The 21,473-nt window shown below is 72.6% G+C and carries 26 protein-coding genes and 1 riboswitch; of the genes, 10 read left to right on the top strand and 16 right to left on the bottom strand.

From position 1 onward, the window contains the following. Positions 1-31: 31 nt before the first annotated feature. From ACQSSQ_RS15385 to ACQSSQ_RS15375, 3 genes are all read left to right on the top strand, one after another. Complete coding sequence (locus ACQSSQ_RS15385) at positions 32-598, top strand: DJ-1/PfpI/YhbO family deglycase/protease (RefSeq protein WP_431327961.1); 567 nt, start codon at positions 32-34, stop codon at positions 596-598. 79 nt (positions 599-677) lie between these two features. Further along, a complete protein-coding gene (locus ACQSSQ_RS15380) occupies positions 678-1,787 on the top strand; it encodes a dipeptidase (protein ID WP_431327960.1) in 1,110 nt (369 codons plus the stop codon). Positions 1,788-1,916: 129 nt separating this feature from the next. Continuing rightward, positions 1,917-2,756 carry an alpha/beta hydrolase gene (locus tag ACQSSQ_RS15375; protein ID WP_431327959.1) on the top strand — a complete coding sequence of 280 codons (840 nt, stop codon included), beginning with the start codon at positions 1,917-1,919 and terminating at the stop codon, positions 2,754-2,756. On the opposite strand, the gene ACQSSQ_RS15370 is transcribed toward ACQSSQ_RS15375, so the two are convergent. Both ACQSSQ_RS15370 and ACQSSQ_RS15365 read right to left on the bottom strand, forming a co-directional pair. After that, entirely contained in the window at positions 2,734-3,582 is an 849-nt protein-coding gene (locus ACQSSQ_RS15370; protein WP_431327958.1) for an SDR family oxidoreductase, read from the bottom strand. The two genes, ACQSSQ_RS15375 and ACQSSQ_RS15370, sit on opposite strands and share 23 nt — an antisense overlap. 49 nt (positions 3,583-3,631) lie before the next feature. Beyond that, complete coding sequence (locus ACQSSQ_RS15365) at positions 3,632-3,769, bottom strand: hypothetical protein (protein ID WP_431327957.1); 138 nt, start codon at positions 3,767-3,769, stop codon at positions 3,632-3,634. An 87-nt stretch (positions 3,770-3,856) separates the two neighbouring features. Between ACQSSQ_RS15365 and ACQSSQ_RS15360 the strand changes: the two genes are divergently transcribed. After that, positions 3,857-4,822 carry a GlxA family transcriptional regulator gene (locus ACQSSQ_RS15360; RefSeq protein WP_431327956.1) on the top strand — a complete coding sequence of 322 codons (966 nt, stop codon included), beginning with the start codon at positions 3,857-3,859 and terminating at the stop codon, positions 4,820-4,822. 50 nt (positions 4,823-4,872) lie between these two features. Here ACQSSQ_RS15360 and ACQSSQ_RS15355 read toward each other — a convergent pair whose 3' ends face one another. The 3 genes from ACQSSQ_RS15355 to ACQSSQ_RS15345 all read right to left on the bottom strand — a co-directional run bounded on the left by ACQSSQ_RS15355 (position 4,873) and on the right by ACQSSQ_RS15345 (position 7,728). Next, positions 4,873-7,140 carry a heavy metal translocating P-type ATPase gene (locus ACQSSQ_RS15355; protein WP_431327955.1) on the bottom strand — a complete coding sequence of 756 codons (2,268 nt, stop codon included), beginning with the start codon at positions 7,138-7,140 and terminating at the stop codon, positions 4,873-4,875. After that, positions 7,137-7,370, bottom strand: a complete 234-nt coding sequence (locus tag ACQSSQ_RS15350; RefSeq protein ID WP_431327954.1) for a heavy-metal-associated domain-containing protein — start codon at positions 7,368-7,370, stop codon at positions 7,137-7,139. Before ACQSSQ_RS15350 ends, ACQSSQ_RS15355 begins: the two co-directional genes overlap by 4 nt. Positions 7,371-7,437: 67 nt before the next feature. Continuing rightward, positions 7,438-7,728, bottom strand: a complete 291-nt coding sequence (locus ACQSSQ_RS15345) for a metal-sensitive transcriptional regulator (RefSeq protein ID WP_431327953.1) — start codon at positions 7,726-7,728, stop codon at positions 7,438-7,440. Between the two features lie 60 nt (positions 7,729-7,788). On the opposite strand from ACQSSQ_RS15345, the gene ACQSSQ_RS15340 reads away from it, so the two are divergent. Then, on the top strand, positions 7,789-8,229 hold the full coding sequence (locus ACQSSQ_RS15340; protein ID WP_431327952.1) for a PaaI family thioesterase: 441 nt from the start codon (positions 7,789-7,791) through the stop codon (positions 8,227-8,229). Between the two features lie 96 nt (positions 8,230-8,325). Next, positions 8,326-8,417: riboswitch (ZMP/ZTP riboswitch) on the top strand. Between the two features lie 71 nt (positions 8,418-8,488). Next, a complete protein-coding gene (gene serA, locus ACQSSQ_RS15335) occupies positions 8,489-9,733 on the top strand; it encodes a phosphoglycerate dehydrogenase (RefSeq protein WP_431327951.1) in 1,245 nt (414 codons plus the stop codon). On the opposite strand, the gene ACQSSQ_RS15330 is transcribed toward serA, so the two are convergent. Next, on the bottom strand, positions 9,721-10,422 hold the full coding sequence (locus tag ACQSSQ_RS15330) for an alpha/beta fold hydrolase (RefSeq protein ID WP_431327950.1): 702 nt from the start codon (positions 10,420-10,422) through the stop codon (positions 9,721-9,723). The genes serA and ACQSSQ_RS15330 overlap by 13 nt on opposite strands. Before the next feature lie 50 nt (positions 10,423-10,472). On the opposite strand from ACQSSQ_RS15330, the gene ACQSSQ_RS15325 reads away from it, so the two are divergent. After that, the gene (locus tag ACQSSQ_RS15325; protein WP_431327949.1) at positions 10,473-11,171 is read left to right on the top strand and encodes a helix-turn-helix transcriptional regulator; all 699 of its coding nucleotides are present in this window, start codon (positions 10,473-10,475) and stop codon (positions 11,169-11,171) included. A gap of 3 nt (positions 11,172-11,174) precedes the next feature. Here the strand turns inward: ACQSSQ_RS15325 and ACQSSQ_RS15320 are convergent, their stop codons facing one another. From ACQSSQ_RS15320 to ACQSSQ_RS15290, 7 genes are all read right to left on the bottom strand, one after another. Next, a complete protein-coding gene (locus tag ACQSSQ_RS15320) occupies positions 11,175-11,702 on the bottom strand; it encodes a DUF1697 domain-containing protein (protein ID WP_431327948.1) in 528 nt (175 codons plus the stop codon). A 6-nt stretch (positions 11,703-11,708) separates the two neighbouring features. After that, a complete protein-coding gene (locus ACQSSQ_RS15315) occupies positions 11,709-12,554 on the bottom strand; it encodes a hypothetical protein (RefSeq protein WP_431327947.1) in 846 nt (281 codons plus the stop codon). A gap of 24 nt (positions 12,555-12,578) precedes the next feature. Beyond that, positions 12,579-12,722: a GPGG-motif small membrane protein gene (locus ACQSSQ_RS15310; protein ID WP_431327946.1), complete on the bottom strand. Its 144-nt coding sequence runs from the start codon at positions 12,720-12,722 to the stop codon at positions 12,579-12,581. A gap of 108 nt (positions 12,723-12,830) precedes the next feature. Further along, entirely contained in the window at positions 12,831-13,607 is a 777-nt protein-coding gene (locus ACQSSQ_RS15305) for a L,D-transpeptidase family protein (RefSeq protein WP_431327945.1), read from the bottom strand. Continuing rightward, positions 13,607-14,662 (bottom strand): class I mannose-6-phosphate isomerase, encoded by a 1,056-nt coding sequence (locus tag ACQSSQ_RS15300; protein ID WP_431327944.1) that lies wholly within the window; start codon positions 14,660-14,662, stop codon positions 13,607-13,609. The genes ACQSSQ_RS15305 and ACQSSQ_RS15300 overlap by 1 nt, the downstream gene beginning before the upstream one ends. After that, entirely contained in the window at positions 14,659-15,582 is a 924-nt protein-coding gene (locus tag ACQSSQ_RS15295; protein ID WP_431327943.1) for an aldo/keto reductase, read from the bottom strand. The genes ACQSSQ_RS15300 and ACQSSQ_RS15295 overlap by 4 nt, the downstream gene beginning before the upstream one ends. Positions 15,583-15,691: 109 nt before the next feature. Next, complete coding sequence (locus tag ACQSSQ_RS15290) at positions 15,692-17,731, bottom strand: NADPH-dependent 2,4-dienoyl-CoA reductase (RefSeq protein WP_431327942.1); 2,040 nt, start codon at positions 17,729-17,731, stop codon at positions 15,692-15,694. Between the two features lie 26 nt (positions 17,732-17,757). Here ACQSSQ_RS15290 and ACQSSQ_RS15285 point away from each other — a divergent pair, with 26 nt between their 5' ends. Continuing rightward, positions 17,758-18,006: an SCO4848 family membrane protein gene (locus ACQSSQ_RS15285; protein WP_431327941.1), complete on the top strand. Its 249-nt coding sequence runs from the start codon at positions 17,758-17,760 to the stop codon at positions 18,004-18,006. On the opposite strand, the gene ACQSSQ_RS15280 is transcribed toward ACQSSQ_RS15285, so the two are convergent. Both ACQSSQ_RS15280 and ACQSSQ_RS15275 read right to left on the bottom strand, forming a co-directional pair. Further along, a complete protein-coding gene (locus tag ACQSSQ_RS15280) occupies positions 17,966-18,649 on the bottom strand; it encodes a PadR family transcriptional regulator (protein ID WP_431327940.1) in 684 nt (227 codons plus the stop codon). The two genes, ACQSSQ_RS15285 and ACQSSQ_RS15280, sit on opposite strands and share 41 nt — an antisense overlap. A 158-nt stretch (positions 18,650-18,807) precedes the next feature. Further along, the gene (locus ACQSSQ_RS15275) at positions 18,808-19,920 is read right to left on the bottom strand and encodes an FAD-dependent oxidoreductase (protein ID WP_431327939.1); all 1,113 of its coding nucleotides are present in this window, start codon (positions 19,918-19,920) and stop codon (positions 18,808-18,810) included. 83 nt (positions 19,921-20,003) lie between these two features. Here ACQSSQ_RS15275 and ACQSSQ_RS15270 point away from each other — a divergent pair, with 83 nt between their 5' ends. Further along, the gene (locus tag ACQSSQ_RS15270) at positions 20,004-20,399 is read left to right on the top strand and encodes a VOC family protein (protein ID WP_431327938.1); all 396 of its coding nucleotides are present in this window, start codon (positions 20,004-20,006) and stop codon (positions 20,397-20,399) included. Between the two features lie 18 nt (positions 20,400-20,417). Here the strand turns inward: ACQSSQ_RS15270 and ACQSSQ_RS15265 are convergent, their stop codons facing one another. After that, positions 20,418-20,999, bottom strand: coding sequence for a YdeI/OmpD-associated family protein (locus ACQSSQ_RS15265; RefSeq protein WP_431327937.1), 582 nt, complete (start codon positions 20,997-20,999; stop codon positions 20,418-20,420). A gap of 70 nt (positions 21,000-21,069) precedes the next feature. Between ACQSSQ_RS15265 and ACQSSQ_RS15260 the strand changes: the two genes are divergently transcribed. Then, complete coding sequence (locus ACQSSQ_RS15260) at positions 21,070-21,456, top strand: YybH family protein (protein WP_431327936.1); 387 nt, start codon at positions 21,070-21,072, stop codon at positions 21,454-21,456. Positions 21,457-21,473: the final 17 nt, after the last annotated feature.

Here is a 21,473-nt window from a genome sequence, read left to right as displayed (position 1 = left end):
CCCGTACGACCCCCGAAGGAAAGGAGCGCCCATGTCCGAGGCCGACCTCAGCGGTCGCCGCGTCCTGGTGATCGCCACCAACTACGGCGTGGAGCAGGACGAGCTCGTCGTCCCGGTCGAGCACCTGCGCGAGCGCGGTGCCGAGGTGGACATCGCCGCGGTGAGCGACGACGCCATCGAGACGCTCGTCGGCGACAAGGACCCTGGCAAGACGGTCACCCCGACGACGACCCTTTCCACGCTCGACCCCTCCGCGTACGACCTGCTCGTCGTCCCGGGCGGCACGATCAACGCCGACCAGCTGCGGCTCGACGACGACGCCGTCCGCATCGTGTCGGTGTTCGCCTCCGACGGCCGCCCGATCGCGGCCATCTGCCACGGCCCGTGGGCCCTGGTCGAGGCCGACGCCGTCGCGGGTCGCCGCCTGACGTCGTACGCGTCGTTGCAGGCCGACATCCGCAACGCCGGGGCCACCTGGGTGGACGAGGCCGTGGTCGTCGACGACTCACGCCGTCCCACGGTGATCACCTCGCGGACGCCGAAGGACCTGGACGACTTCCTGCGCGAGGTCGACGCCACCCTGGCGGCGCACTCCTGAGCTCGCGCACGGGCCCACGCGCGACACGCTCCGCGTCGGGCCCGTGCGTGACGTCGTCGTCGCGTGCGAAGGTGACGGGGTGACGGCAACGAATCCCTCGCCCCCGAACCCTGCGGCCGCCGATGCCGCGACCGACGACCCGACCGTCCGTACGGCGCTGGAGCAGGCGCTGGTCTTCGACGGGCACAACGACCTGGCCTGGGAGTCGCGGGCGGAGGCGGCGTACGCGACCGACGGCCTCGGCACCGACGCCCCGCACGGCCGGTTCCACACCGACGTGCCGCGCCTGCGACGCGGCGGTGTGGGCGCGCAGTTCTGGTCCGTCTACGTCCCGACGTCGCTGAAGGGTGCAGACGCGGTGACGGCGACGCTCGAGCAGGTGGACTTCGTGCACCGGCTCGTGGCGGCCTACCCCGACGACCTCGCCCTGGCGCGGACGGGCGACGACGTCCGCGCGGCGTGGGCTGCGGGCAAGGTCGCCTCGCTCCTGGGTGCCGAGGGCGGCCACAGCATCGACGACTCGCTGGCGGTCCTGCGGATGCTGTCCGAGCTCGGCGTCGCGTACATGACGCTCACCCACAACGACAACACCGCCTGGGCCGACTCCGCGACCGACGAGCCGGTGCACGGCGGGCTCACCGACGTGGGCCGCGACGTGGTCCGCGAGATGAACCGGCTGGGGATGCTCGTCGACCTGTCCCACGTCTCGCCGGCCACGATGCACGACGCGCTCGACGTGACCGACTCGCCGGTGATCTTCAGCCACTCGAGCTGCCGCGCGGTGAGCGACCACCCGCGCAACGTGCCGGACGACGTGCTGGTCCGCCTGCGGGACAACGGAGGCGTCCTCATGGTCGCCTTCGTGCCGAGCTTCCTCAACGAGGAGTGGGCGCGCTGGCGTCACGAGGGCGAGGCGGGGCCGGAGCCGGTCGTCTCGGTCGACGACGTCGTGCGGCACGTCGAGCACGCCCGCGAGGTGATGGGGGTCGAGCACGTCGGGCTCGGGGGCGACTACGACGGCTTCGTGCGGTTCCCGCAAGGGCTGGAGGACGTCTCGGGCTACCCGCGGATCCTCGAGGCGCTGGCCGCGCGGGGGTGGACCGCGGACGAGCTGGCCGCGCTCGCCGGCGGCAACGCGCTGCGCGTGCTCGACCGCTCGAGTCGCGAGGGTGCGCACCAGGGCGCATGATCAGGACCGGGTCGCCGCCGTCGTCGACCCGTTCTCAGCTCGCTCGGTCGGCAGGCCTCGGGATATCCGCCCGGCAGCTCCTTTCCCGTGCGCAAGGGCACCTGACGGTGCCCGGAGGAGTGAACCGCCATGCCCCACCACCCGATCCCCCGCTCGACGCCCCGCCGACGCCGCACCCTCGTCGCGCTGTTCGCGGCCCTGACCCTCGTCCTCGGACTCGGCTCGGTCGCCAGTGCGGCGCCGCCGCACAAGAAGCCGTCGTCGGCGCCGAAGCCCACCGTCGTCCTCGTGCACGGCGCCTTCGCCGACGCGTCGGGATGGGCCGACGTGACGAAGAAGCTCCAGAAGAAGGGCTACACCGTGTACGCGCCGGCGAACCCGCTGCGGTCGCTGAGCGGCGACTCCGCGTACATCCGGGCGTTCCTCGAGACCATTCCCGGGCCTGTCGTGCTCGTCGGCCACTCGTACGGCGGTGCGGTCATCACGAACGCGGCGACCGGGAACGCGAACGTGAAGTCGCTCGTCTACGTCGCGGCGTTCGCGCCCGACGCCGGCGAGACGGTCGCCGCCGCCAGCGAGCTCGGAGGCGGACACTCGGAGCTGCTCGCGAACATCGTCACGCGGCCCTACCCCGGGGCGGGCCCGCAGGACGCGGACGCGTACATCAACCCGTCGTCGTTCCGGGCGCTCTTCGCGGCCGACCTGCCGGCGAAGGAGACGGCGGTGATGGCGGCAGCGCAGCGGCCGGCGACGTTCACGACGTTCCTCGAGCCCTCGGGCGAGCCGGCCTGGAAGACCATCCCGTCGTGGTACCTCGTGGCCGAGAACGACAAGACCATCCCGCCGGAGGCCGAGCGGGCGATGGCCGCGCGTGCCGGCGCGCGGACGGTCGAGATCCGCAGCTCCCACGTGGCGATGATCAGTCACCCGAAGGCGGTGACGGACCTCATCCTGCGCGCCGCCCGCTGAACACCTCGGCGACCGACAGGGCGGGACGCCCCAGCAGCTCCGGGATGTCGGAGCTCACGCGGTCGAGCTCGCCGTCACGGATCGCCGTGTAGGTGCTGATCCACGCCTCGACCATCCAGTCGGGGGCGCCGTAGTGCGCACGGCTCGCGTGCGCCTCCGCGATCGTCTCCTCGACGTAGCGGTGCGGCGTCCCCGTCGCCTCCGTCAGCAGGGCCGCGATCTCGGTCAGGGTGAGGGCTGCGGGACCGGTCAGCTCGTAGGCCGCCCCGGCGTGCGCGGTCGGGTCGCCGAGCACCCGGGCCGCGACCTCGGCGACGTCGGCCTGGGCCACGGAGGCGACCTTGCCCTGACCGGCGGGCCCGCGGATCGCACCGTCCTCCCCGAACATCGTCCGGATCGCGTCGGTGTAGAGGTTGTCGCGCAGGAACGTCCACGCGAGCGGGGTGGCTTTGACGTGCTCCTCGGTCGCTCCGTGGTCGCGGGCGAGGGTGAAGGTCGCGTCGGGGCCGGCGCCGGCGAACGACAGGTAGACGACCTGACGCACTCCTGCGGCGACCGCGGCGTCGACCGCGGTGCGGTGCTGCGTGACCCGGTCTGCGGACTCGGTCGCCGACACGAGGAAGAGCGTGTCGATCCCGTCGTACGCCGTCCGGCACGCGCCCGCGTCGTCGTACGAGGCCACCGCGACCTCCGAGCGGGGCAGGCGGGGCGCGCGTGCGGCGTCACGGACGACGAGCCGCGTCGCGTACCCGGCGTCGGCGAGATGGCGCGCGGTCGCGCTGCCGATCTGCCCGGTCGCTCCGGTGATGCCGATCAGGGTGCTCATGCCCCGATCGTGGCACGCCGGGACGCGCGCGACCGACCGTCGTGACCGCTCAGCGGGTGACGTCGCTGTGCGACCGGATGGCGGCGAGCTCGGCGCTCATGCGCTGGCTGTCGCGGTTGCCGTTGCCGACCCGGAAGGCCGGGAATCGCGGGGTGCTGCTGCTCTTGGACCACTTCAAATACCTCATGGCAATCAGTGTGCGACCGATGAGATCCTGCCAAAAGTGGCGGGAAAGCCATTGACCGAATAGATCCTGCCACGTAGCGTGGGCCGCATGATCAAGACCGTCGCAGCCCTTGTGATGGACGACGTCGCGGCCTTCGAGCTGGGCGTGGTCTGCGAGGTGTTCGGGATCGACCGGACCGAGGACGGCGTGCCGTCCTTCGACTTCCGCATCTGCGGACCGGAGGCCGGGCGACCCGTGCGCCTCTCGGTCGGCGGCTCGCTCGTGCCCGAGTACGGGCTCGACGGCCTGGAGGGCGCCGACCTCGTCGCCGTCGTGCCGTCGTGGCGCCGGACCGGGGAGATCCTGGAGCCGATCGAGACCGAGATCATCGGCGCGTTGCGAGCCGCGCACGCGTCCGGAGCCACGATGCTCAGCCTCTGCAGCGGCGCCTTCATCCTCGGCGAGGCCGGCCTGCTCGACGGGCGACCCTGCACGACCCACTGGCGGCACGCCGCCCTGCTGCGCGAGACCTTCCCGGTCGCCGAGGTCAACGAGGACGTCCTCTTCGTCGACGACGGCGACATCGTCACGAGCGCCGGCACCGCGGCCGGCATCGACGCCGCGCTCCATCTCGTCCGGCGCGAGATCGGGAGCCAGGCAGCCAACGCCATCGCGCGTCGCATGGTCGTCCCGCCGCAGCGCGACGGCGGGCAGCGGCAGTTCATCGACCACCCGGTGCCGGAGTGCAGCGACGACATGTTCGCCGAGGTGCTCGACTGGATGGTGGAGCACCTCGAGGAGCAGCAGCCGGTCTCCCGGCTCGCGGAGCTGGCGGGCATGTCCCCGCGCACGTTCGCCCGCCGGTTCAACGCCGAGACGGGCACGACCCCGATCCAGTGGCTCGCGCAGCAGCGCATCCTGCGGGCCCGCGCGCTCCTGGAGTCGACCGACCTCGACGTCGACCACGTCGCGCACCGGTGCGGGTTCTCCTCCGCGACGCTCCTGCGTCACCACTTCCGCCGGCTCGTCGGCGTGACCCCGGGGGAGTACCGCAGGACCTTCGCGCTGGCGTGACGCAGCCGGCTCCCGCCCTCTCGGGGAGCCCGAGAGGACGGGAGCATGCGTCAGAGGCGACGTAGACGCAGGGAGTTCGTGACGACGAGGACCGAGCTCGCGGCCATCGCGGCACCGGCGATCAGCGGGTTGAGGAATCCCGCCGCCGCGAGCGGGATCGCGGCGACGTTGTAGCCGAACGCCCACCCGAGGTTCTGCTTGATCGTGCGCAGCGTCCGGCGCGAGAGCTCGATCGCGCGCGGCGCGAGCCCGAGGTCGCCGCGGACCAGGGTGAGGTCGGACGCCTCGATCGCCACGTCGGTCCCGGTGCCCATCGCGATGCCGAGGTCGGCGGCGGCGAGCGCCGGAGCGTCGTTGACGCCGTCGCCCACCATCGCGACCGTACGGCCCTGCGCCTGCAGGTCGGCGACCACGGCCGCCTTGTCCGCGGGCATCACCTCGGCGACGACCTCGGTGATCCCCACCTCGCGGGCCACCGCCTCGGCGACCGAACGGCGGTCGCCGGTGAGGAGGACCGGAGAGAGGCCCAGCTCGCGGAGGCGGCGTACGGCGTCGGCCGAGGTCGGCTTGACCCGGTCGGCGAGCGCCACGACGCCCACGACCCTTCCGTCCACGGCGACGTGGACCGGGGTGGTTGCGGGGTCGACGTCGGCGAGCTCGCCGGCGGCCTCGACGCCCTGCTCGACGAGCCAGGGCATCCGGCCCGCGAGGACGTCGTGCCCGTCCACGCTCCCGCGCACCCCGAGACCGGTGGTCGTGGTGAAGTCGTGCACCTCGGGGAGCGGGACGTCGCCGTGCGTCTCGCGCGCCGCGGCCGTGATCGCCCGAGCCAGCGGGTGCTCCGAGGCGGCCTCGACCGCGCCGGCCATCCGCAGCACCTCGTCGCGGTCGTAGCCGTCGACCGCCACGACGTCGGCGACGTGCATCGCGCCCTCGGTCACCGTGCCGGTCTTGTCGAGGACGACCGTGTCGACGCGGCGGGTGGACTCGAGGATCTCCGGGCCCTTCACGAGGATGCCCTGCTGTGCGCCGCGGCCGGTGCCGGCGAGCAGAGCCGTCGGGGTCGCGAGTCCGAGTGCGCACGGGCAGGCGATGATGAGCACCGCGACCGCGGCGCCGAACGCCTCGGTGGCCGTCCCGCCGAGGAGCAGCCAGCCGACCAGCGTGGCCAGGGCGAGCACCAGGACGACCGGGACGAAGACCGACGAGACGCGGTCCGCGAGCCGCTGCACCGGGGCCTTGCCGCTCTGCGCGCGCTCCACCAGCCGCGCCATCTGCGCCAGCTGGGTGCCCTCGCCGACGGCGGTCGCGCGGACCACGAGCCGGCCTCCCGCGGCGACGGTGCCGCCGACGACGCGATCTCCGGGTCCGGTCTCGACCGGCACGCTCTCGCCGGTCAGCATCGAGGCGTCGACCGACGCCCGTCCGGACACGACCTCTCCGTCCGTGGCGACCTTCTCGCCGGGGCGGACGACGAAGGTGTCGCCGACGCCGAGCTCGCTCACCGGCACCGAGACCTCGCGCCCGTCGCGGACCACGGTGACGTCCTTCGCCCCCATCGACAGCAGGGCGCGCAGCGCGGCACCGGACTCCCGCTTGGCGCGCTGCTCGAGGTAGCGCCCGAGCAGGAGGAAGACCGTCACGACGCTCGCGACCTCGAGGTAGATCTCCTCCGCCCCCGAGCCCTGGGCGAACCAGGTCAGCTCCATCGTCATGCCGGGCATCCCGGCGTCGCCCCAGAAGAGGGCGTACACCGACCACGCGAACGCGGCGGTGACGCCGAGCGAGATCAGGGTGTCCATCGTGGCCGCGCCGTGGCGCGCGTTGATCCACGCCGCACGGTGGAACGGCCAGGCGCCCCACACCGCGACGGGTGCCGCCAGCGTGAGCGACAGCCACTGCCAGTTCGTGAACTGCCAGGCGGGGACCATCGCGAGCACGAGGACCGGGAGCGCCAGGGCGGCCGAGACGACGAGCCGCTGCCGGAGCGACACCAGCTCGGGGTCGTCCTCTGGGCCGGAGCCTGCTGCGTCCCCCGTCGCAGCAGACTCCGGCCCAGCCTTGTCGGGTCCCGTGGAGACGGGCTCGGCGGTGTAGCCCGTCTTCTCCACCGTCGCCACCAGCTCGGCGACGTCGACGAACGCGGGAGCGGAGACGTACGCCCGCTCCGTGGCGAAGTTGACGGTGGCCTCGACGCCCTCGAGCTTGTTGAGCTTCTTCTCGACGCGGGCCGCGCACGACGCGCAGGTCATGCCGCCGATCTCGAGCTCGTACGTCTCCTCGGGCGCGCCGGTGATCCCGTCGGCCGAGACTGTCACGACTCCACGACCTGGTAGTTCCCTGCCTCGTCGACCGCTGCGGCGACGGCCGCGTCGTCGAGGGTGCCCGCGCTCGTGACGTGGACCGACGACGCGCCACCGGCAACCAGGTCGACCTCGACCGACTCGACACCCTCGAGCGCGCTGATCTCCTCGGTGACGGCACCGGCGCAGTGGCCGCAGGTCATCCCGGTGACGGTGTAGGTCTTCTTCATGAGGGTCTCCTTCATCAGTTACGGGTACGGGGTAGGGGTATCGTCTGGACGGAGCTCGGCCGGCGACCGGGCCCGCCTCGCGTCAGGAGCGCACGAGGCGCGCGATCGCGGCCGAGGCCTCGGCGATCTTGTCCTCGGCGCCCTCGCCCGAGGCGATCGCGTCGTGGACGCAGTGGGCGAGGTGCTCGTCGAGGAGCGAGAGCGCCACGGACTCGAGCGCCTTGGTCGCGGCGGAGACCTGGGTGAGGACGTCGATGCAGTAGGTGTCCTCCTCGACCATCCGCTGGAGGCCGCGGACCTGGCCCTCGATGCGCCGGAGACGCTTGAGGACCGCGGCCTTGTCGGCGCTGTATCCGGGTGCGTGGGTGTCCATGCGTCAGACCATACCCCTAGGGGGTATCAAGTTCAAGCCCCTTCCGGGCACACTCGACATGTGACTGATGCAACGACCATGTCCGAGACCGGGCTCGGCGGCACCCTCGGCTTCCGCTTTGTCGAGCTGTCGGGCGACCACGCCGCCGTCGAGTGGACGGTGGGCCCGCAGCACCTGCAGCCGTTCGGCATCGTCCACGGCGGGGTGCACTGCGCCGTGAACGAGAGCGCCGCCAGCATGGCCGCGCAGGCCTGGCTCCGCGACAAGGGCCTGGTCGTCGGCGTCAACAACAACACCGACTTCCTCCGTCAGGCGCGCGAGGGGGAGACCCTGCGGACCGTCGCGACGCCGATCCACCGCGGGCGTACGACGCAGCTGTGGGAGATGAGCACGACCAACGCGGAGGGCAAGCTCGTCTCGCGCGGGCAGGTCCGCCTCGCGCACATCCCGGGCACGCCGCCCGCGGAGTTCCTCGCGCTGCTCGACGACGACGCCTCCTGACCCACGTCCTCACCTGACGGGCCTCCCGGCCGGCACCCGTGCCGGCCGGGTCGATCCGTGGAACGCGTTCGGCCCGTGCGACCCGACGACCTACACTGGTCGGGTCGCGACTGGCGTTCAGGTGGGACGACCACCAGGGAGCGGCACACCAGCCAAAGACCGCGGGACCGTACGCCTGGGCCCTGGGTCGACCGCCACCCCCGGGTGGACCGACCTGACCAGGAGGCGTGTCCCTGTGACGACACAGACGCTGTACACCATGAATGCTGACCTTCCCGTGACCACGCCGCGGCTCGACGACGGCGACATCCGCGTCCTGCTGCTGGAGAACATCCACGCCGACGGTGCCGAGCTCCTCCGCGCCCAGGGTCACCAGGTCGAGACCCGCAAGGGCGCCCTCGGCGAGGACGAGCTGATCGAGGCCGTCCAGGGCGTGCACCTGCTGGGCATCCGCTCGACGACCTACGTCACCGAGCGCGTGCTCGACAACGCGCCCGACCTGCTCTCGATCGGCGCGTTCTGCATCGGCACCAACCAGATCGACCTCAAGGCGGCGGCGGCGCGCGGCGTCGCGGTCTTCAACGCGCCGTACTCCAACACGCGCTCGGTGGTCGAGCTCGCGATCGGCGAGATCATCTCGCTCGCTCGCCGGCTCAACGAGAAGACCAACGACATGCACGCGGGCATCTGGAACAAGTCCGCGCAGGGCAGCCACGAGATCCGCGGCCGCAAGCTCGGCATCGTCGGCTACGGCAACATCGGCAGCCAGCTCTCGGTGATCGCCGAGGCGCTGGGCATGCAGGTCTACTACTTCGACGTCGCCGACAAGCTCGCGCTCGGCAACGCCAAGCGCTGCGCGACCCTGCACGAGCTGCTGGAGACGGTCGACGTCGTGACGCTCCACGTCGACGGCCGCCCCGGCAACGCCGGGCTCTTCGGCGCCCAGGAGTTCGCGCGGATGAAGCCGCGCTCGCTGTTCCTCAACCTCTCGCGCGGCATCCTGGTCGACACGGTGGCGCTGCGGGCACACATCGAGTCCGGCCACATCGCGGGCGCCGCGGTCGACGTGTTCCCGGTGGAGCCCAAGAAGCAGGGCGATCCGTTCGAGTCCGACCTGCGGGGTCTGCCCAACGTCATCCTCACGCCCCACGTCGGCGGGTCGACGATGGAGGCGCAGCAGGACATCGGCCAGTTCGTCGCGGGCAAGCTCCACGCCTATCTCGCCGAGGGCTCGACCGACCTCTCCCCGAACATGCCGCACCTGCAGCTGCCGTCGTACCGCGACCACCACCGCCTGGTGCACATCCACCACAACGTGCCGGGGGTCCTGTCGGCGATCAACGTCGTGCTCGGGGAGCACGGCGTCAACATCGAGGGCCAGACCCTCGGGACGCGCGGCGAGATCGGCTACGTGCTCACCGACATCGACAAGCAGCTCGAGCCGGAGACGCTGACGGCGCTCGGCACGCTCCCGGAGACCATCCGTCTTCGTCAGCTGAGCTGAGACCGCCGCTCGTCGAGGAGCGCGGTGACCGCGTTGGCGAGCTCCGTCGCGTCCTCCAGCATCGGCAGGTGCCCGGTCGCGAGGCTCCGCTGCCGCGGCGTACCGAGGTTGTCAGCCAGCCGTCGCTGGAGGGCGGGCGACAGCTCGCGGTCCTGGGTCGTCGTGACGTAGCCGACCGGCAGGCGGAGCGGGGCGGTGCCGACGCGGTCCCGGTAGAGCGCGGGCGACTCGGGCACGAACTCCGAGACGATCCGCTCGGCGGTGGCGTCGTCCAGCCCCGCCGCCACACCGCGGCGGATGGCGCCGTCCGGCGGCCGGGTGCCGGCGACGCGCATCGCCAGGCTCAGCAGGTGCCGCTGGGGGAACGGCATCGAGGAGACGAACGACCCTCCGGCGGCCGGGACGACGGCGCACACGCCGACCAGGACACTGACCCGGTCGGGAGCGCGGCGCGCGAGCTCGCTGCCCACGACGCCGCCCGACGAGTGCGCGACGACGGCGAACCGGTCCCACGGGGCGGAGGCGAGGGCGGCGTCGACGTAGTCGGCCAGGCTCGGCGTACGACCGTGGGGCCGGGAGGCGACCACGGTCTCGTGGGCGGGGGCGAGCGCCTCGCGCGTCGCGTCCCAGATCCAGGCGGGGAGCCCGGCACCGCCGAGCAGGAGAACAGGTGCACCGGAGATCGTCATGGGTCCATCGTCTCGCTCCACCCTGTCACCCTTGTGGCACCCTTTTTCTCATGAACCGCACCGACCGGCTGTACGCCATCCGCGAGGAGCTGCGCCGCGCCGGGACGCGGGGCCGGACCGCCGAGCAGCTGGCCGCGACGTACGAGGTCAGCGTCCGGACGATCAAGCGCGACGTGTCCGCGCTGCAGCAGGGCGGGTTCCCGATCTGGGCGCGCCTGGGTCGCCACGGCGGCTACGTCGTGGACCCCGCCGCGACTCTCCCGCCGCTGAACTTCTCCGAGGCCGAGGTCTCGGGACTCGCCGCGGCGATCTCCGCCCACCGGGGTCAGCCGTTCGACGCGCAGGCGCGTGCCGCGCTCGCGAAGGTGCTCGACGGCATGGCGCCACCGACGCGTCTGCGTGCGACCGCCCTCTCCGAACGCGTGTGGATCGACCACGCGGAGGACGTCGCGGGCGACGCCCGCTCGCGGCGGGCCGTGGAGCAGGCGCTCCACGAGAGGCGCGTCGTCTCGCTGCGCTATCGCGACGGCTCGGGAACCGTCACCGACCGTCGCGTCGACCCGCAGATCCTCGCGTCCACGCGCGGCTCGTGGTACCTGGTGGCGCGCTGCCGCGCGCAGGACGAGCTCCGATGGTTCCGGCTCGACCGGATCGAACGGGCGCGGCTCACCGCCGAGCGGGCCGTCGACCTCCCGGTCGAGAGCATCGGTACGCCGCCCCCGACCGCGGCGCCCGTCGCCGACCTCTGAGACTCACTCGGCCATCGCGGCGAGCTTCTCGACCGTGCGCAGGTTGCGCCCCGTGCCGGGGACGCCGCAGAGCTTGAGGAGCCGTGGAGCGGTGACCGGGCTGCGGCCCGCGCCGTCGGCGTACCGGATGTGGAGGTCCTGGCCGATCGCGGTGATCTGGTCCTCGCCGAAGTCGTACGCCTCCACGGCCTTGACCGCCTTCGCGGTCGGCTTGCCTGCGAGGAACCACACATAGCAGAACTTCTCCTCGTGGACCTCGTACGGGAAGGCCTTGCGCGCCGCCCGCAGCTCGGCGGCCGTCCGCGGGATCGCGTCGGTGGTCACGCCCATGCGGTCGGCGATCCCCGCCTCGAGTGCCGACCCGAACGTCACGGGATCCCCGGGCGGGACGCAGACGAGGTTGCCGGAGTTCACGTACGTGGCGACGTCGGTCGCTCCGAGGTCGGACGCGAGCGTACGGAGCTCGGCCATCGGGACCTTGTTGCCGCCGACGTTGACGGCCCGCAGGAGGTAGGCGACCTTGTCAGGCATCAGCGGTCAGAAGTCGAAGCCGCCGCCGAAGTCGAACCCGCCGCCGTCACCGCCGCCGCCCCAGTCGCCGAAGCCGCCGCCGTCGCCACCGGCATCTCCACCGGCGTCACCGCCGCCGTCACCACCGAAGTCGCCGCCGTCGCCACCGGCATCGCTGCCGTCGCCGTACTCAGCGGGATCGAGGCCGGCATCGGTGGCGAACATGCCGCCGAGCATCGTGCCCATGAACAGCGCCGGCATGAAGGCGAACGCGGAGAAGTAGCCGGCCGCGTACGGCGCGTAGGCGGGGCCCGCCTGCCAGTACGGGACGCGCTGTGCCCCGACCATCACCTTGCGGGTGTCGGGGTCGGCGCCGGCCTTGACGCGCTCGGCGTCGAGCGCGCAGGCAGGGACGTCACGGACGACCCCGTCGATCGGCGCGTACTGGACGTCCTCGACGGACAGGCCGTGGCGGGGGTCGAAGAAGCAAGGGGGGCGCTTCGCGGGGAGGGGGTCGCCCACCACCCGCGCCTGGACGCACGCGATCGCGTACCGCCCGTCCTCCAGGATCTCGGTGACGTGCCGGACGTCCTCGGGCTTCTCGAGGGCATCCACGGCCGTCTTCGCCGACTCGTACGCATCGAGGGCCCGCTGGTAGTCGGCGTTGGCACCCTCGTCGAGCGGCGTCCCGACCAGGTCGGCGTCGAGCTTCTGGAGCTCTTCGCCGAGGGCGGTGACGTCCTCGAACGCGGTCTTGCGGACCGCCGCGACCTGGTCAGCGAGCTCGGCGCTCTCGCGCGCCTTCGTCTTTCGACGCTCGCTGACCAGGTACAGGGCGATCGCGGCGATGACGACAAGGATCACGAGCTCCATGTCGCCAGCCTACGTGCTCTGCGGCTAGTTGAAGACGCTCACGCCACCCGGGCCCACGAGGAGGCCCACGATGATGAGGACGATGCCCCAGAGGAACTGGCGGCGCACCAGCGCCACGATGCCGGCAACCACGAGGATGACTGCAAGGATCCAGAGCAAGAACGTCATGCTTTTCCACTCCTCTCCCGGGCCGGGGGACCCAGGTACTCGTACGGCGTCCTGCCGCACGCCAATGACGCTAGTGCAGGTGCCCGATGTCGTCAGATTGAAACGGCGCTAGCGGCCGATCGCGATGACCGGTGCACGGTTCGCGCGGAGGCGTTTCAGGACGAACTTCACGAAAGGTGCCGGAACGGACACGCATCCCGCGGTCGCGGCCTTGCCGTTCGCGTGCAGGAAGATGCCCGACCCGCGGTAGCGGACCGCATTCGGCGGGCGGTTGAAGTCGATGACGATCGACCAGACGTACTGGCGGCGGTAGTCGCGGAGCCGCTCGGAGGCGTTGGGGTTCGACGCGGGCAGCCACCACCGGAAGCCGCCGGCGCCCTTGTTGCGCAGGGTGTTGTAGAACGCCGAGCGGTTGTCCTGCACCCAGTAGTCGCCCTTGCGAACCTTCCGGTACGGCAGCGCCGTGCCGCTCGGACGCGGACGCAGCCCGAACGCCTCCGTCATCGTGAACGTGCCGAGCGGCGTGGTCCCCGTCGACTGCTTGCGCTTGGTCGCGGCGACCAGCCCGCCGTACCCGATGCGCCCGTCGGTCGTGCGTCGCTTGACGACCCAGCGTCCGTCGCGCAGCACCCAGTAGGTGACGCGGGCGCGGTACGACCGGGTGCGGTTGACGGTCACGACCTGGCGCGTGCCGGCCCGCAGGCGCACGGTCACGCCGTCGAGCCGGACGGTGCCGGCGGAGCGGAGCATGGCCTGGACGACGGCCGTCGACGACGTGGCCGACGAGCCTGGCGCCGCCGCGGCCGGCGCGCTGCCGGGGAGGCCGGCGAGGACGGTCGCGGCCGCGAGGACGGCAGGTCCGAGGGCGGTGACGCGGGACGACATCACCCCACGATGCGCCCGACGGGCGAGCCGCGCCACCTCTCGCCAGGACGGGCCACGAGCACCCGGGCGTCGCCGACCAGGCGCCACGGCCCGAACGCGGCCGGGACCACCCACGACTGGCCGCCCCCGACCGGCACCGCGGTGGTGCCCTCGAGGACGCCGGTCCCCGACAGCACGACCAGGGCCGCGAAGCCTTCGGGGACCTGCGGAGCGTCGCCGTGGTCAGGGGACAGGAGGTGCAGCCGGAAGAAGGGGTCCCCCGCCTCCGGCAGCAACGGCACCGGGGTCGCGGCACGGTCCGCCAGGTCGTGGTGGACGGTGAGGCGAGCGAGGTCGTCGGCGTCGAGGGCCGTGATGGACACCGCTTCCATCGCGCGGTCGAACCCGAGCCCGAGGTGGGACTCCTCCCGCGTCGAGGTGGTGATCGACCACTCGAGCAGGATCGAGAAGTCGGTCGGCTCCTGGACCTCGGCGACGAACACGCCCTCCCCGATCGCGTGCGGCGTGCCCGCGGGGACGAGGAAGCCGTCGCCCGGGCGTACGGGGATGCGGTTCAGCCGGCTCAGCATCCAGTCGCCGTCCTGCGCGTCGCGGCGCTCGGCGAGCTCGTCGGGATCGACGTCGGTGCTCCAGCCGAGGTAGACGGCGGCGTCACCGCTGGCGTCCAGCACGAACCATGCCTCGGTCTTGCCGTACGGGCAGTCGAGGTGCCGCGCGGCGAAGTCGCGGTCGGGGTGGACGTGGACCGGCAGGCGCTGGCCGGCGTCGAGCAGCTTCAGCAGGATGCCGGTGTCTCCCGGGAGGGTCGCGGCGCCGTCGCTCGCGGCACCGACCCAGCCCTCCGGGTCGGCCTCGACGAGGTCGCGGACCAGGGCTCCGTCCGTCGTCCGGGCCAGGCCGACGGTCGGGGAGTCGGCACGGGACACGGTCGCACCGACCCACTCCTCCGGGCACCGCTCGACCGGGGGCAGTCCGCGCAGCGCGGCGATGCGGGCGCCGCCGGCGTAGAAGTGGTGGACGAGGTTCGGCTGGAGCAGCTGGGGGGTCGCAGTCACGGCACCGGCTTACCACGTGCGGCCGTCCACAACGACCACCACTGGGTGCGCGTCATCGCCTCGGCGACCTGCTCCGCGTCGGCGCACGCCCGGATGCGCTGGGGGTCGGTGGTGCCGATCACCGCGATGATCTCGGCGGGATGCTTGAGGAGCCAGCCGAGGACCACGGCCTCGGGGGCGGCGCCGAGGGCGTCGGCGTACCGGCGGACGAGCGCCGCGGGCTCCTCGTCCTCGGGGCCGCGAGGCCTTCCGGTGAACCGGCCCTGCGCCAGCGGTCCCCACGCCTGGACGGTGATCGCGTGGTCGGTGCAGTACTCGAGCGTGCCGGCGACCGGTGCGTACGCGGTCGCGTCCGGGTGGTTCACGAGCACTCCGGCCTCGATCAGGTCACGGTGGTGCAGCCCGAGCTCGACCTGGTTGACGTCCAGCGGCTGGCGTACGGAGCCGCGCAGGTGCGCGATCTGCGCGGCGGACATGTTCGAGACCCCGAACGCGCCGACCTTGCCGGCCGCGACGAGGACCTCGAAGGCGTCGGCGATCTCCCCCGGGCGGGCGAGCGGGTCAGGGCGATGGAGCAGCAGCCGGTCGACGCGGTCGACCCCGAGCCGCGTGAGGCTCCCGTCGACCGACGCGAGGACGTGCTCGCGCGAGAAGTCGTACGCGTTGCCGTTCTCCGCGCCGCCGATCACGATCCCGCACTTGGTCTGGATCTCGATCTCGTCGCGCAGCCCCGGATGACGGGCGAGGACCGCTCCGAACACCTCCTCCGCGGTGCCGCCGCCGTAGATGTCGGCGTGGTCGAAGAGGCGGATGCCGACGTCGTACGCGGTGGTCACCGCTGCGTCGGCGCGGTCCAGCTCCTCGGCGGTCGGGGTCGGGCCGGCGGAGCCGAGTCCCATGCAGCCGTACGCGAGTCTCATGCCGCCATCATGGCGCGGACCCGGCCACCGCGACGACGTGCGATTCCCGTCCCGCCCGCGCGCAGCGGGCCGCAGGAGCGGGAATCGCACGTCCTGCGGGTCGTCCCGGTCAGAGCTGCGCGGCGAGCTCCGTGGCCTGACGGATCGCGCGCTTGGCGTCGAGCTCGGCGGCGACGTCGGCGCCGCCGATGACGTGCACGCTCACGCCGGCCTCGCGCAGCGGCTCCACGAGGTCGGAGACCGACTCCTGCCCCGCGCACACGACGACCGTGTCCACCGGCAGCACCTGGGCGTTGCCGTCGCGGTCGGTCAGGTGGAGCCCGGCGTCGTCGACGAAGTCGTACGCGACACCGCCGAGCATGTGGACACCGGAGTCCTTGAGCGTGGCCCGGTGCACCCAGCCCGAGGTCTTCGCGAGGCCCTTGCCGAGCGGCGCGTCCTTGCGCTGGAGCAACCAGATCTCGCGCCTCGGCGGAGCCTTGACCTTGGTGGCGAGACCGCCGGGCTCGAGCGCGGGGTCGGTCACCCCCCAGCGCGCCATCCACGCCCCGAGCTCCTCGTCGGGCTCGTGCAGCAGGAACTCGGCGACGTCGAAGCCGATCCCGCCGGCGCCGATGATCGCGACTTTCTCGCCGACCTCCGCGCGGCCGTCGATGACGTCTGGGTACGACACGACGCTCGCGTGGTCGAGCCCCTTGATCTCCGGCACCCGCGGGACGACGCCCGTCGCCACGACCACCTCGTCGTACGCCGCCAGGTCCGCCGTCGTCGCGCGCACACCGAGCCGCACCTCGACGCCGGTGACCTCGAGGCGGCGCGTGTAGTAGCGGAGCGTCTCGGCGAACTCCTCCTTGCCGGGGATCCGTCGCGCGAGCCGGAACTGTCCGCCGAGGTGGTCGTCGGCCTCGTACAACGTGACCGTGTGACCGCGGTCGGCGATCTCGGTCGCCGCGGCGAGCCCCGCCGGACCGGCGCCGACGACCGCGACGCGCTTGCGACGCGGCTTCGGGACCGGCAGGAGCCGCAGCTCCGTCTCGTACCCGGCCCGCGGGTTGACCAGGCACGTCGCGCGCTTGTTCTTGAAGGTGTGGTCGAGGCACCCCTGGTTGCACGCGATGCACGTGTTGATCTCGTCCGCACGGCCTTCGGCGGCCTTGTTGACGAACTCCGCGTCGGCGAGCAGCGGCCGCGCCATGGACACCATGTCGGCCTGGCCGTCGGCGAGGATCTGCTCGGCGACCTCGGGGGTGTTGATGCGGTTCGAGGCGATGACCGGGATGCCGACCTCGGGACGCAGCTTGGCGGTCACCCAGGCGAACGCGGCGCGCGGCACCGAGGTGACGATGGTGGGCACCCGCGCCTCGTGCCACCCGATGCCGGTGTTGAGGATCGACGCGCCCGCGGCCTCGATCCTGTGCGCGAGCTCGAGCGTCTCGTCCCACGACTGCGCGTCGTCGACGAGGTCGAGCAGCGAGATGCGGTACTGGACGATGAACCGCTCGCCGACCGCCTCCCGGATGCGCCGGACGACCTCGACCGGGAAGCGCATCCGCTTCTCGGCGCTGCCGCCCCACGCGTCCGTACGGTCGTTGGTGCGGGCCGCGAGGAACTGGTTGATGAGGTAGCCCTCGGAGCCCATGATCTCCACGCCGTCGTACCCCGCGCGCTGAGCGAGCCTCGCCGCACGGACGAAGTCGTCGACGGTACGCCCGACCTCGCGGGTGCTCATCGCGCTCGGCTTGAACGGCGTGATCGGGGACTGCTTGCTCGACACGCCCTTCGAGAACGGCGAGTAGCCGTAGCGCCCCGCGTGCAGCACCTGCATGAGGATCCGGCTGTCGTGCGCGTGGACGGCGTCGGTGACCTCGCGGTGCCGGTCGGCCAGGCGCGTGCTGGCCATCGTGGAGCCGAGGGGACTGAGCCAGCCTCGCCAGCTCGGGGCGTACCCGCCGGTGACGAGGAGTGCCGTGCCGCCCTTGGCCCGCTCGGCGAAGTACGCCGCGAGCTTCGGCACGTCGCTCGCCCGGTCCTCGAGCTTGGTGTGCATCGAGCCCATCATCACGCGGTTGCGCAGCGTGAAGCCGGCGACCTCGAGGGGGGAGAGGAGGTGCGGGTACGGGCTGTTCTCGAGACTGTGCTGCTCAGGCATGGGGACCCCTGGTGTTCACTGGACGGGTGATCTCTCGACGTGCTGCGTGGTTCCTGGTGCTCGCCGGGGTGTTCAACATCGTGATCTGGCCCCGGTTCGGGATGGCGGTGTGGAACGACGAGCGGGCGTGGGAGGGTGCGGTCGGCGACAGCACCCCGACCGGATTCCTGTGGGTGCACGCGGTGCTGATCGTGGCGGCGGTGTCGATCGCGCTCGGCGTGCTGTGGGTGGCGTTCACCGCGCTGCGCTCCCGCCGCGCCCCGGTGGTCGAGTAGCCGCGCTCCCTGGTGGTCGAGTAGCCGCGCTCCCTGGTGGTCGAGTAGCCGGCGAGGAACGAGCCGGCGTATCGAGACCCCCCGGCGTATCGAGACCCCCCGGCGTATCGAGACCCCCCAGCAGCCCCAGGATCTCCTCGCACCAGTCCAGCCCCGCCTGCTCGAGCAGGATGCCGCCGCGCAGCACCGCGTACTGCGCGCGCTGCGCGTCGTCGAGCGCGTCGGGGTCGGGGAAGCTGTGCGCCTCGTCGGCGCGGTAGTACGCGAGGCGCTCGCGGTGCGTCGCGGCACGGCGGTCGACGTCGGCGAGGATCGCGTCACGGTCGCCGTACGGCAGCCCGCGCAGCTTGACCGCGAAGTCGCTGCGGGCGGTCTCCGACGCGCTCGGCGTGCGTGACCACTCCTGGATCGCGTCCCGCCCGACCTCGGTGATCGCGTACACCTTCTTGTCCGGGCGGCCCTCCTGCGGAACGGCCTTCGATGCGACCAGGCCGTCGCCCTCCATCCGGCCGAGCACCTTGTAGATCTGCTGGTGGCTCGCCTTCCAGAAGAAGCCGATCGACTTGTCGAAGCGGCGCGTCAGGTCGTAGCCGGTCGCCGAGCGTTCGGCGAGCGAGACGAGGATCGCGTGCTCCAGAGCCATGTCGAGGAGTGTATATGCAACTCGTTGCACTGCATAGGGTTGCATCGTCTTCGTTGCCGCTCCTCCTCCGCGGTTTGCCACGTCGGCGTGGCAAGCCGCGGCGGCGCGGGCGAGGATGCTGCGCCGACCGGAGTCGGCCACGTTGGCGTGGCAAACCGTCAGGCGGCGGCGTCGCGGGCGCGGACGGTGCGCAGCGCGGAGAGGGCGGCGACGCGTCCGGCCCGGTTGGCCCCGATCGTCGACGCCGACGGCCCGTATCCGACCAGCTGCACGCGGTGGTCGCGCGCCGCGGTCGTCGGGGTGTGCGCGTCCTCCCGGGCGACGAGGCGTACGCCGCCGGTGTCCTCGCGCAGGTGCAGCGGCGCGAGGTGTCCGAGCGCCGCGCGGAACCCGGTCGCCCACACGATGACGTCCGCGTGCCGGAAGCTCCCGTCGGCCATCCGGACGCCGTCGGGCTCGACCCGGGTGAACATCGGGTGGCGCTCGTACGCCCCGAGGGTGGCCGCACGCTGCTCCTGCGGGCGCAGCATCAGCCCGGTCACGCTCACCACGCTCTGCGGCGGCAACCCGCGGCGTACCCGCTCCTCGACCAGCGCCACCGCCTCCCGACCGGCGTCGGGGTCGAAGTCGCCCGTACGCCAGACCGGCTCGCGCCGGGTGACCCAGGTCGTCGACGCGGCCAGCGGCGCGACCTCGCCGAGGATCTGGACCGCGGACGCGCCACCGCCGACCACGACGACGTCGAGGCCGGCCAGGTCCTCCGGCCCGGTGTAGTCGGCGGTGTGCAGCTGTCGCCCACGGAACGACGCGGCGCCGGGGTACGACGGCCAGAACGGCCGCTCCCAGGTGCCGGTCGCGTTGACCACCGCCGGTGCGCGCCAGGTGCCGGAGTCGGTGCGGACGAGGAGGTCGCCGTCGGTCGAGCCCGGCTCCGCGTCCTCGACCCGCAGCACCCGCACCGGGCGGACGACGGGGAGGTCGAAGCGCTCTTCGTACGCCGCGTAGTAGGCCGGCACGAAGTCCCGCGCGGCCTGGTCGTCAACCACCCCGGGCACGTCGAGCCCCGGGAGCATCGCGATGCCGTGGACGTCGCGCATCGTGAGCGTGCGCCACCGGTGCTGCCACGCGCCACCCGGGCCGGGGTTGGCGTCGAGGACGACGAAGGAGGCGCGGAGCCGCTTCAGGTGGTACGCCGCCGAGAGACCCGCCTGGCCGGCACCGACCACGACGACGTCCACGTCGGAGTCGGGGGCGGCGGGGGAGGCGGTCACGTCAGGGTCAACCGCCGAGTCCGCCCGCATGTTCCGACGACAGGCCGTACCGGCGCGCGCCGGAGCGCCGCTAGCGTGTGGGCATGACCGACCCCCACTCCGATCCCGAGCACCTCGCCTTCGTCCACCTGCACCACGTGCAGCTCGCGATCCCGGCAGGCGGTGAGGACGCGTGCCGGGCGTTCTGGGCCGGGGCGCTCGGGATGCACGAGCTCGAGAAGCCGCCGGAGCTCGCCGCCCGGGGCGGGTGCTGGTTCCGGTCGGGGGGTGTGGAGGTGCACCTCGGCGTCGAGGAGGACTTCGAGCCGGCCCGCAAGGCGCACCCGGGGATCCTCGTCGCGCGCATCGACGACGTCGCGTCCCGCCTCGGCGCGGCCGGCGTCGACGTGACGTGGGACGACGCGTTCCCCGGGCACCGGCGCTTCTACGCCGCGGACCCGTTCGGCAACCGGCTCGAGTTCCTGCAGCCGATCGGCTGACCGGTACGGCGACCGCCGTCAGCGGTTGTTGGCCGGCACTCCCTCTGCGGCGAGGCGCACGGTCTCCGCGATGCGCTTCTCCCGGGTCGCCGGCCGCTTGGCGTCGACGAGCCAGCGGAGGACCTGCTTGCGCTGGCCCGGGGTGAACGCCTCGTAGCGGTCCCGCGACCCCGGGACCGCGTCGAACGCCGCGGCCAGGTCGTCGGGGACGACCAGGTCCTCCACGCTGTCGAGGATCGTCCACGAGCCGTCGGCCTTCGCGCGGTCGATCGCGGCCTGACCGACCTCCGTCATGCGGCCGGACTGCACGACCCGCTCGACCCGCTCCTTCGACAGCCGGCTCCACACCGAGCCCGGGCGGCGCCGCGTCAGCCACATCATGGAGTGCTCGTCGTCGAGCGTCGCCGCCTGGCCGTCGATCCAGCCGTAGGCCAGCGCCTCCTCGATGAGCTCCTCGTACGACACGCGGCGGTCCGCGGCCACCCGTTCCCAGACGATCCAGACGCCGGGCTCGGGATCGTCGTGGTGCTCCGCGAGCCACCCGCGCCACTGGGCGACGGACGTGATCGGGAGGCGCGGGGCGTCACGGAAGCTGCTCATGGCGCGACGCTACCGCCACCCGCAGACGGTCCCGGCGGAACTGTCCGAGGTGCCTCGTACGGTCGAACACATGTCCACTCCGTCGTCGCTCCGGCCCGCTCCGTCCGCCGCTCCCCGCACCCCCGACGAGCTGAGCGCGCAGCTCGTCGACCGCCTCGTCGCCCGTGACGTCGACGGGGTGGTGGCCCTCTACGAGCCGACCGCCGTCCTCGAGCTGCCCGACGGTCGCGTCGCCGTCGGCCACGACGACATCCGCGCCTTCTACACGCGGGCGCTCGCCGCGCACCGCCCCGTGCGTGCGGGCATCCCGAGGCGCCCGCTCGTGCGGGGTGACCTCGCGCTGACGACGACGGTGCTGCCGATGAGCGCCGGCGCGGGCGGCGCGACCTGCGAGGTCGCGCGACGGCAGCCCGACGGGACGTGGCGCTGGATCATCGACCGGCCGGCGGTGCGGTGACGGGGTGAGCCGACGCT

Origin of the sequence: Mumia spirodelae (genome assembly GCF_050632745.1) — a bacterium.
Lineage (GTDB): Bacteria > Actinomycetota > Actinomycetes > Propionibacteriales > Nocardioidaceae > Mumia.
Note: the sequence above shows the minus strand (reverse complement) of the source record. Positions and strands in the feature narration are given on the sequence as shown.

What these genes read in the sequence shown, in the direction of transcription:
- ACQSSQ_RS15385 (WP_431327961.1), top strand. Translation starts at nt 32, where the DNA reads ATGTCCGAGGCCGACCTCAGCGGTCGCCGCGTCCTGGTGATCGCCACC.
- ACQSSQ_RS15375 (WP_431327959.1), top strand. Translation starts at nt 1,917, where the DNA reads ATGCCCCACCACCCGATCCCCCGCTCGACGCCCCGCCGACGCCGCACC.
- ACQSSQ_RS15370 (WP_431327958.1), bottom strand. Translation starts at nt 3,582, where the DNA reads ATGAGCACCCTGATCGGCATCACCGGAGCGACCGGGCAGATCGGCAGC.
- ACQSSQ_RS15365 (WP_431327957.1), bottom strand. Translation starts at nt 3,769, where the DNA reads ATGAGGTATTTGAAGTGGTCCAAGAGCAGCAGCACCCCGCGATTCCCG.
- ACQSSQ_RS15360 (WP_431327956.1), top strand. Translation starts at nt 3,857, where the DNA reads ATGATCAAGACCGTCGCAGCCCTTGTGATGGACGACGTCGCGGCCTTC.
- ACQSSQ_RS15350 (WP_431327954.1), bottom strand. Translation starts at nt 7,370, where the DNA reads ATGAAGGAGACCCTCATGAAGAAGACCTACACCGTCACCGGGATGACC.
- ACQSSQ_RS15345 (WP_431327953.1), bottom strand. Translation starts at nt 7,728, where the DNA reads ATGGACACCCACGCACCCGGATACAGCGCCGACAAGGCCGCGGTCCTC.
- serA (WP_431327951.1), top strand. Translation starts at nt 8,489, where the DNA reads ATGAATGCTGACCTTCCCGTGACCACGCCGCGGCTCGACGACGGCGAC.
- ACQSSQ_RS15330 (WP_431327950.1), bottom strand. Translation starts at nt 10,422, where the DNA reads ATGACGATCTCCGGTGCACCTGTTCTCCTGCTCGGCGGTGCCGGGCTC.
- ACQSSQ_RS15325 (WP_431327949.1), top strand. Translation starts at nt 10,473, where the DNA reads ATGAACCGCACCGACCGGCTGTACGCCATCCGCGAGGAGCTGCGCCGC.
- ACQSSQ_RS15320 (WP_431327948.1), bottom strand. Translation starts at nt 11,702, where the DNA reads ATGCCTGACAAGGTCGCCTACCTCCTGCGGGCCGTCAACGTCGGCGGC.
- ACQSSQ_RS15315 (WP_431327947.1), bottom strand. Translation starts at nt 12,554, where the DNA reads ATGGAGCTCGTGATCCTTGTCGTCATCGCCGCGATCGCCCTGTACCTG.
- ACQSSQ_RS15310 (WP_431327946.1), bottom strand. Translation starts at nt 12,722, where the DNA reads ATGACGTTCTTGCTCTGGATCCTTGCAGTCATCCTCGTGGTTGCCGGC.
- ACQSSQ_RS15305 (WP_431327945.1), bottom strand. Translation starts at nt 13,607, where the DNA reads ATGTCGTCCCGCGTCACCGCCCTCGGACCTGCCGTCCTCGCGGCCGCG.
- ACQSSQ_RS15295 (WP_431327943.1), bottom strand. Translation starts at nt 15,582, where the DNA reads ATGAGACTCGCGTACGGCTGCATGGGACTCGGCTCCGCCGGCCCGACC.
- ACQSSQ_RS15290 (WP_431327942.1), bottom strand. Translation starts at nt 17,731, where the DNA reads ATGCCTGAGCAGCACAGTCTCGAGAACAGCCCGTACCCGCACCTCCTC.
- ACQSSQ_RS15280 (WP_431327940.1), bottom strand. Translation starts at nt 18,649, where the DNA reads ATGGCTCTGGAGCACGCGATCCTCGTCTCGCTCGCCGAACGCTCGGCG.
- ACQSSQ_RS15270 (WP_431327938.1), top strand. Translation starts at nt 20,004, where the DNA reads ATGACCGACCCCCACTCCGATCCCGAGCACCTCGCCTTCGTCCACCTG.
- ACQSSQ_RS15265 (WP_431327937.1), bottom strand. Translation starts at nt 20,999, where the DNA reads ATGAGCAGCTTCCGTGACGCCCCGCGCCTCCCGATCACGTCCGTCGCC.
- ACQSSQ_RS15260 (WP_431327936.1), top strand. Translation starts at nt 21,070, where the DNA reads ATGTCCACTCCGTCGTCGCTCCGGCCCGCTCCGTCCGCCGCTCCCCGC.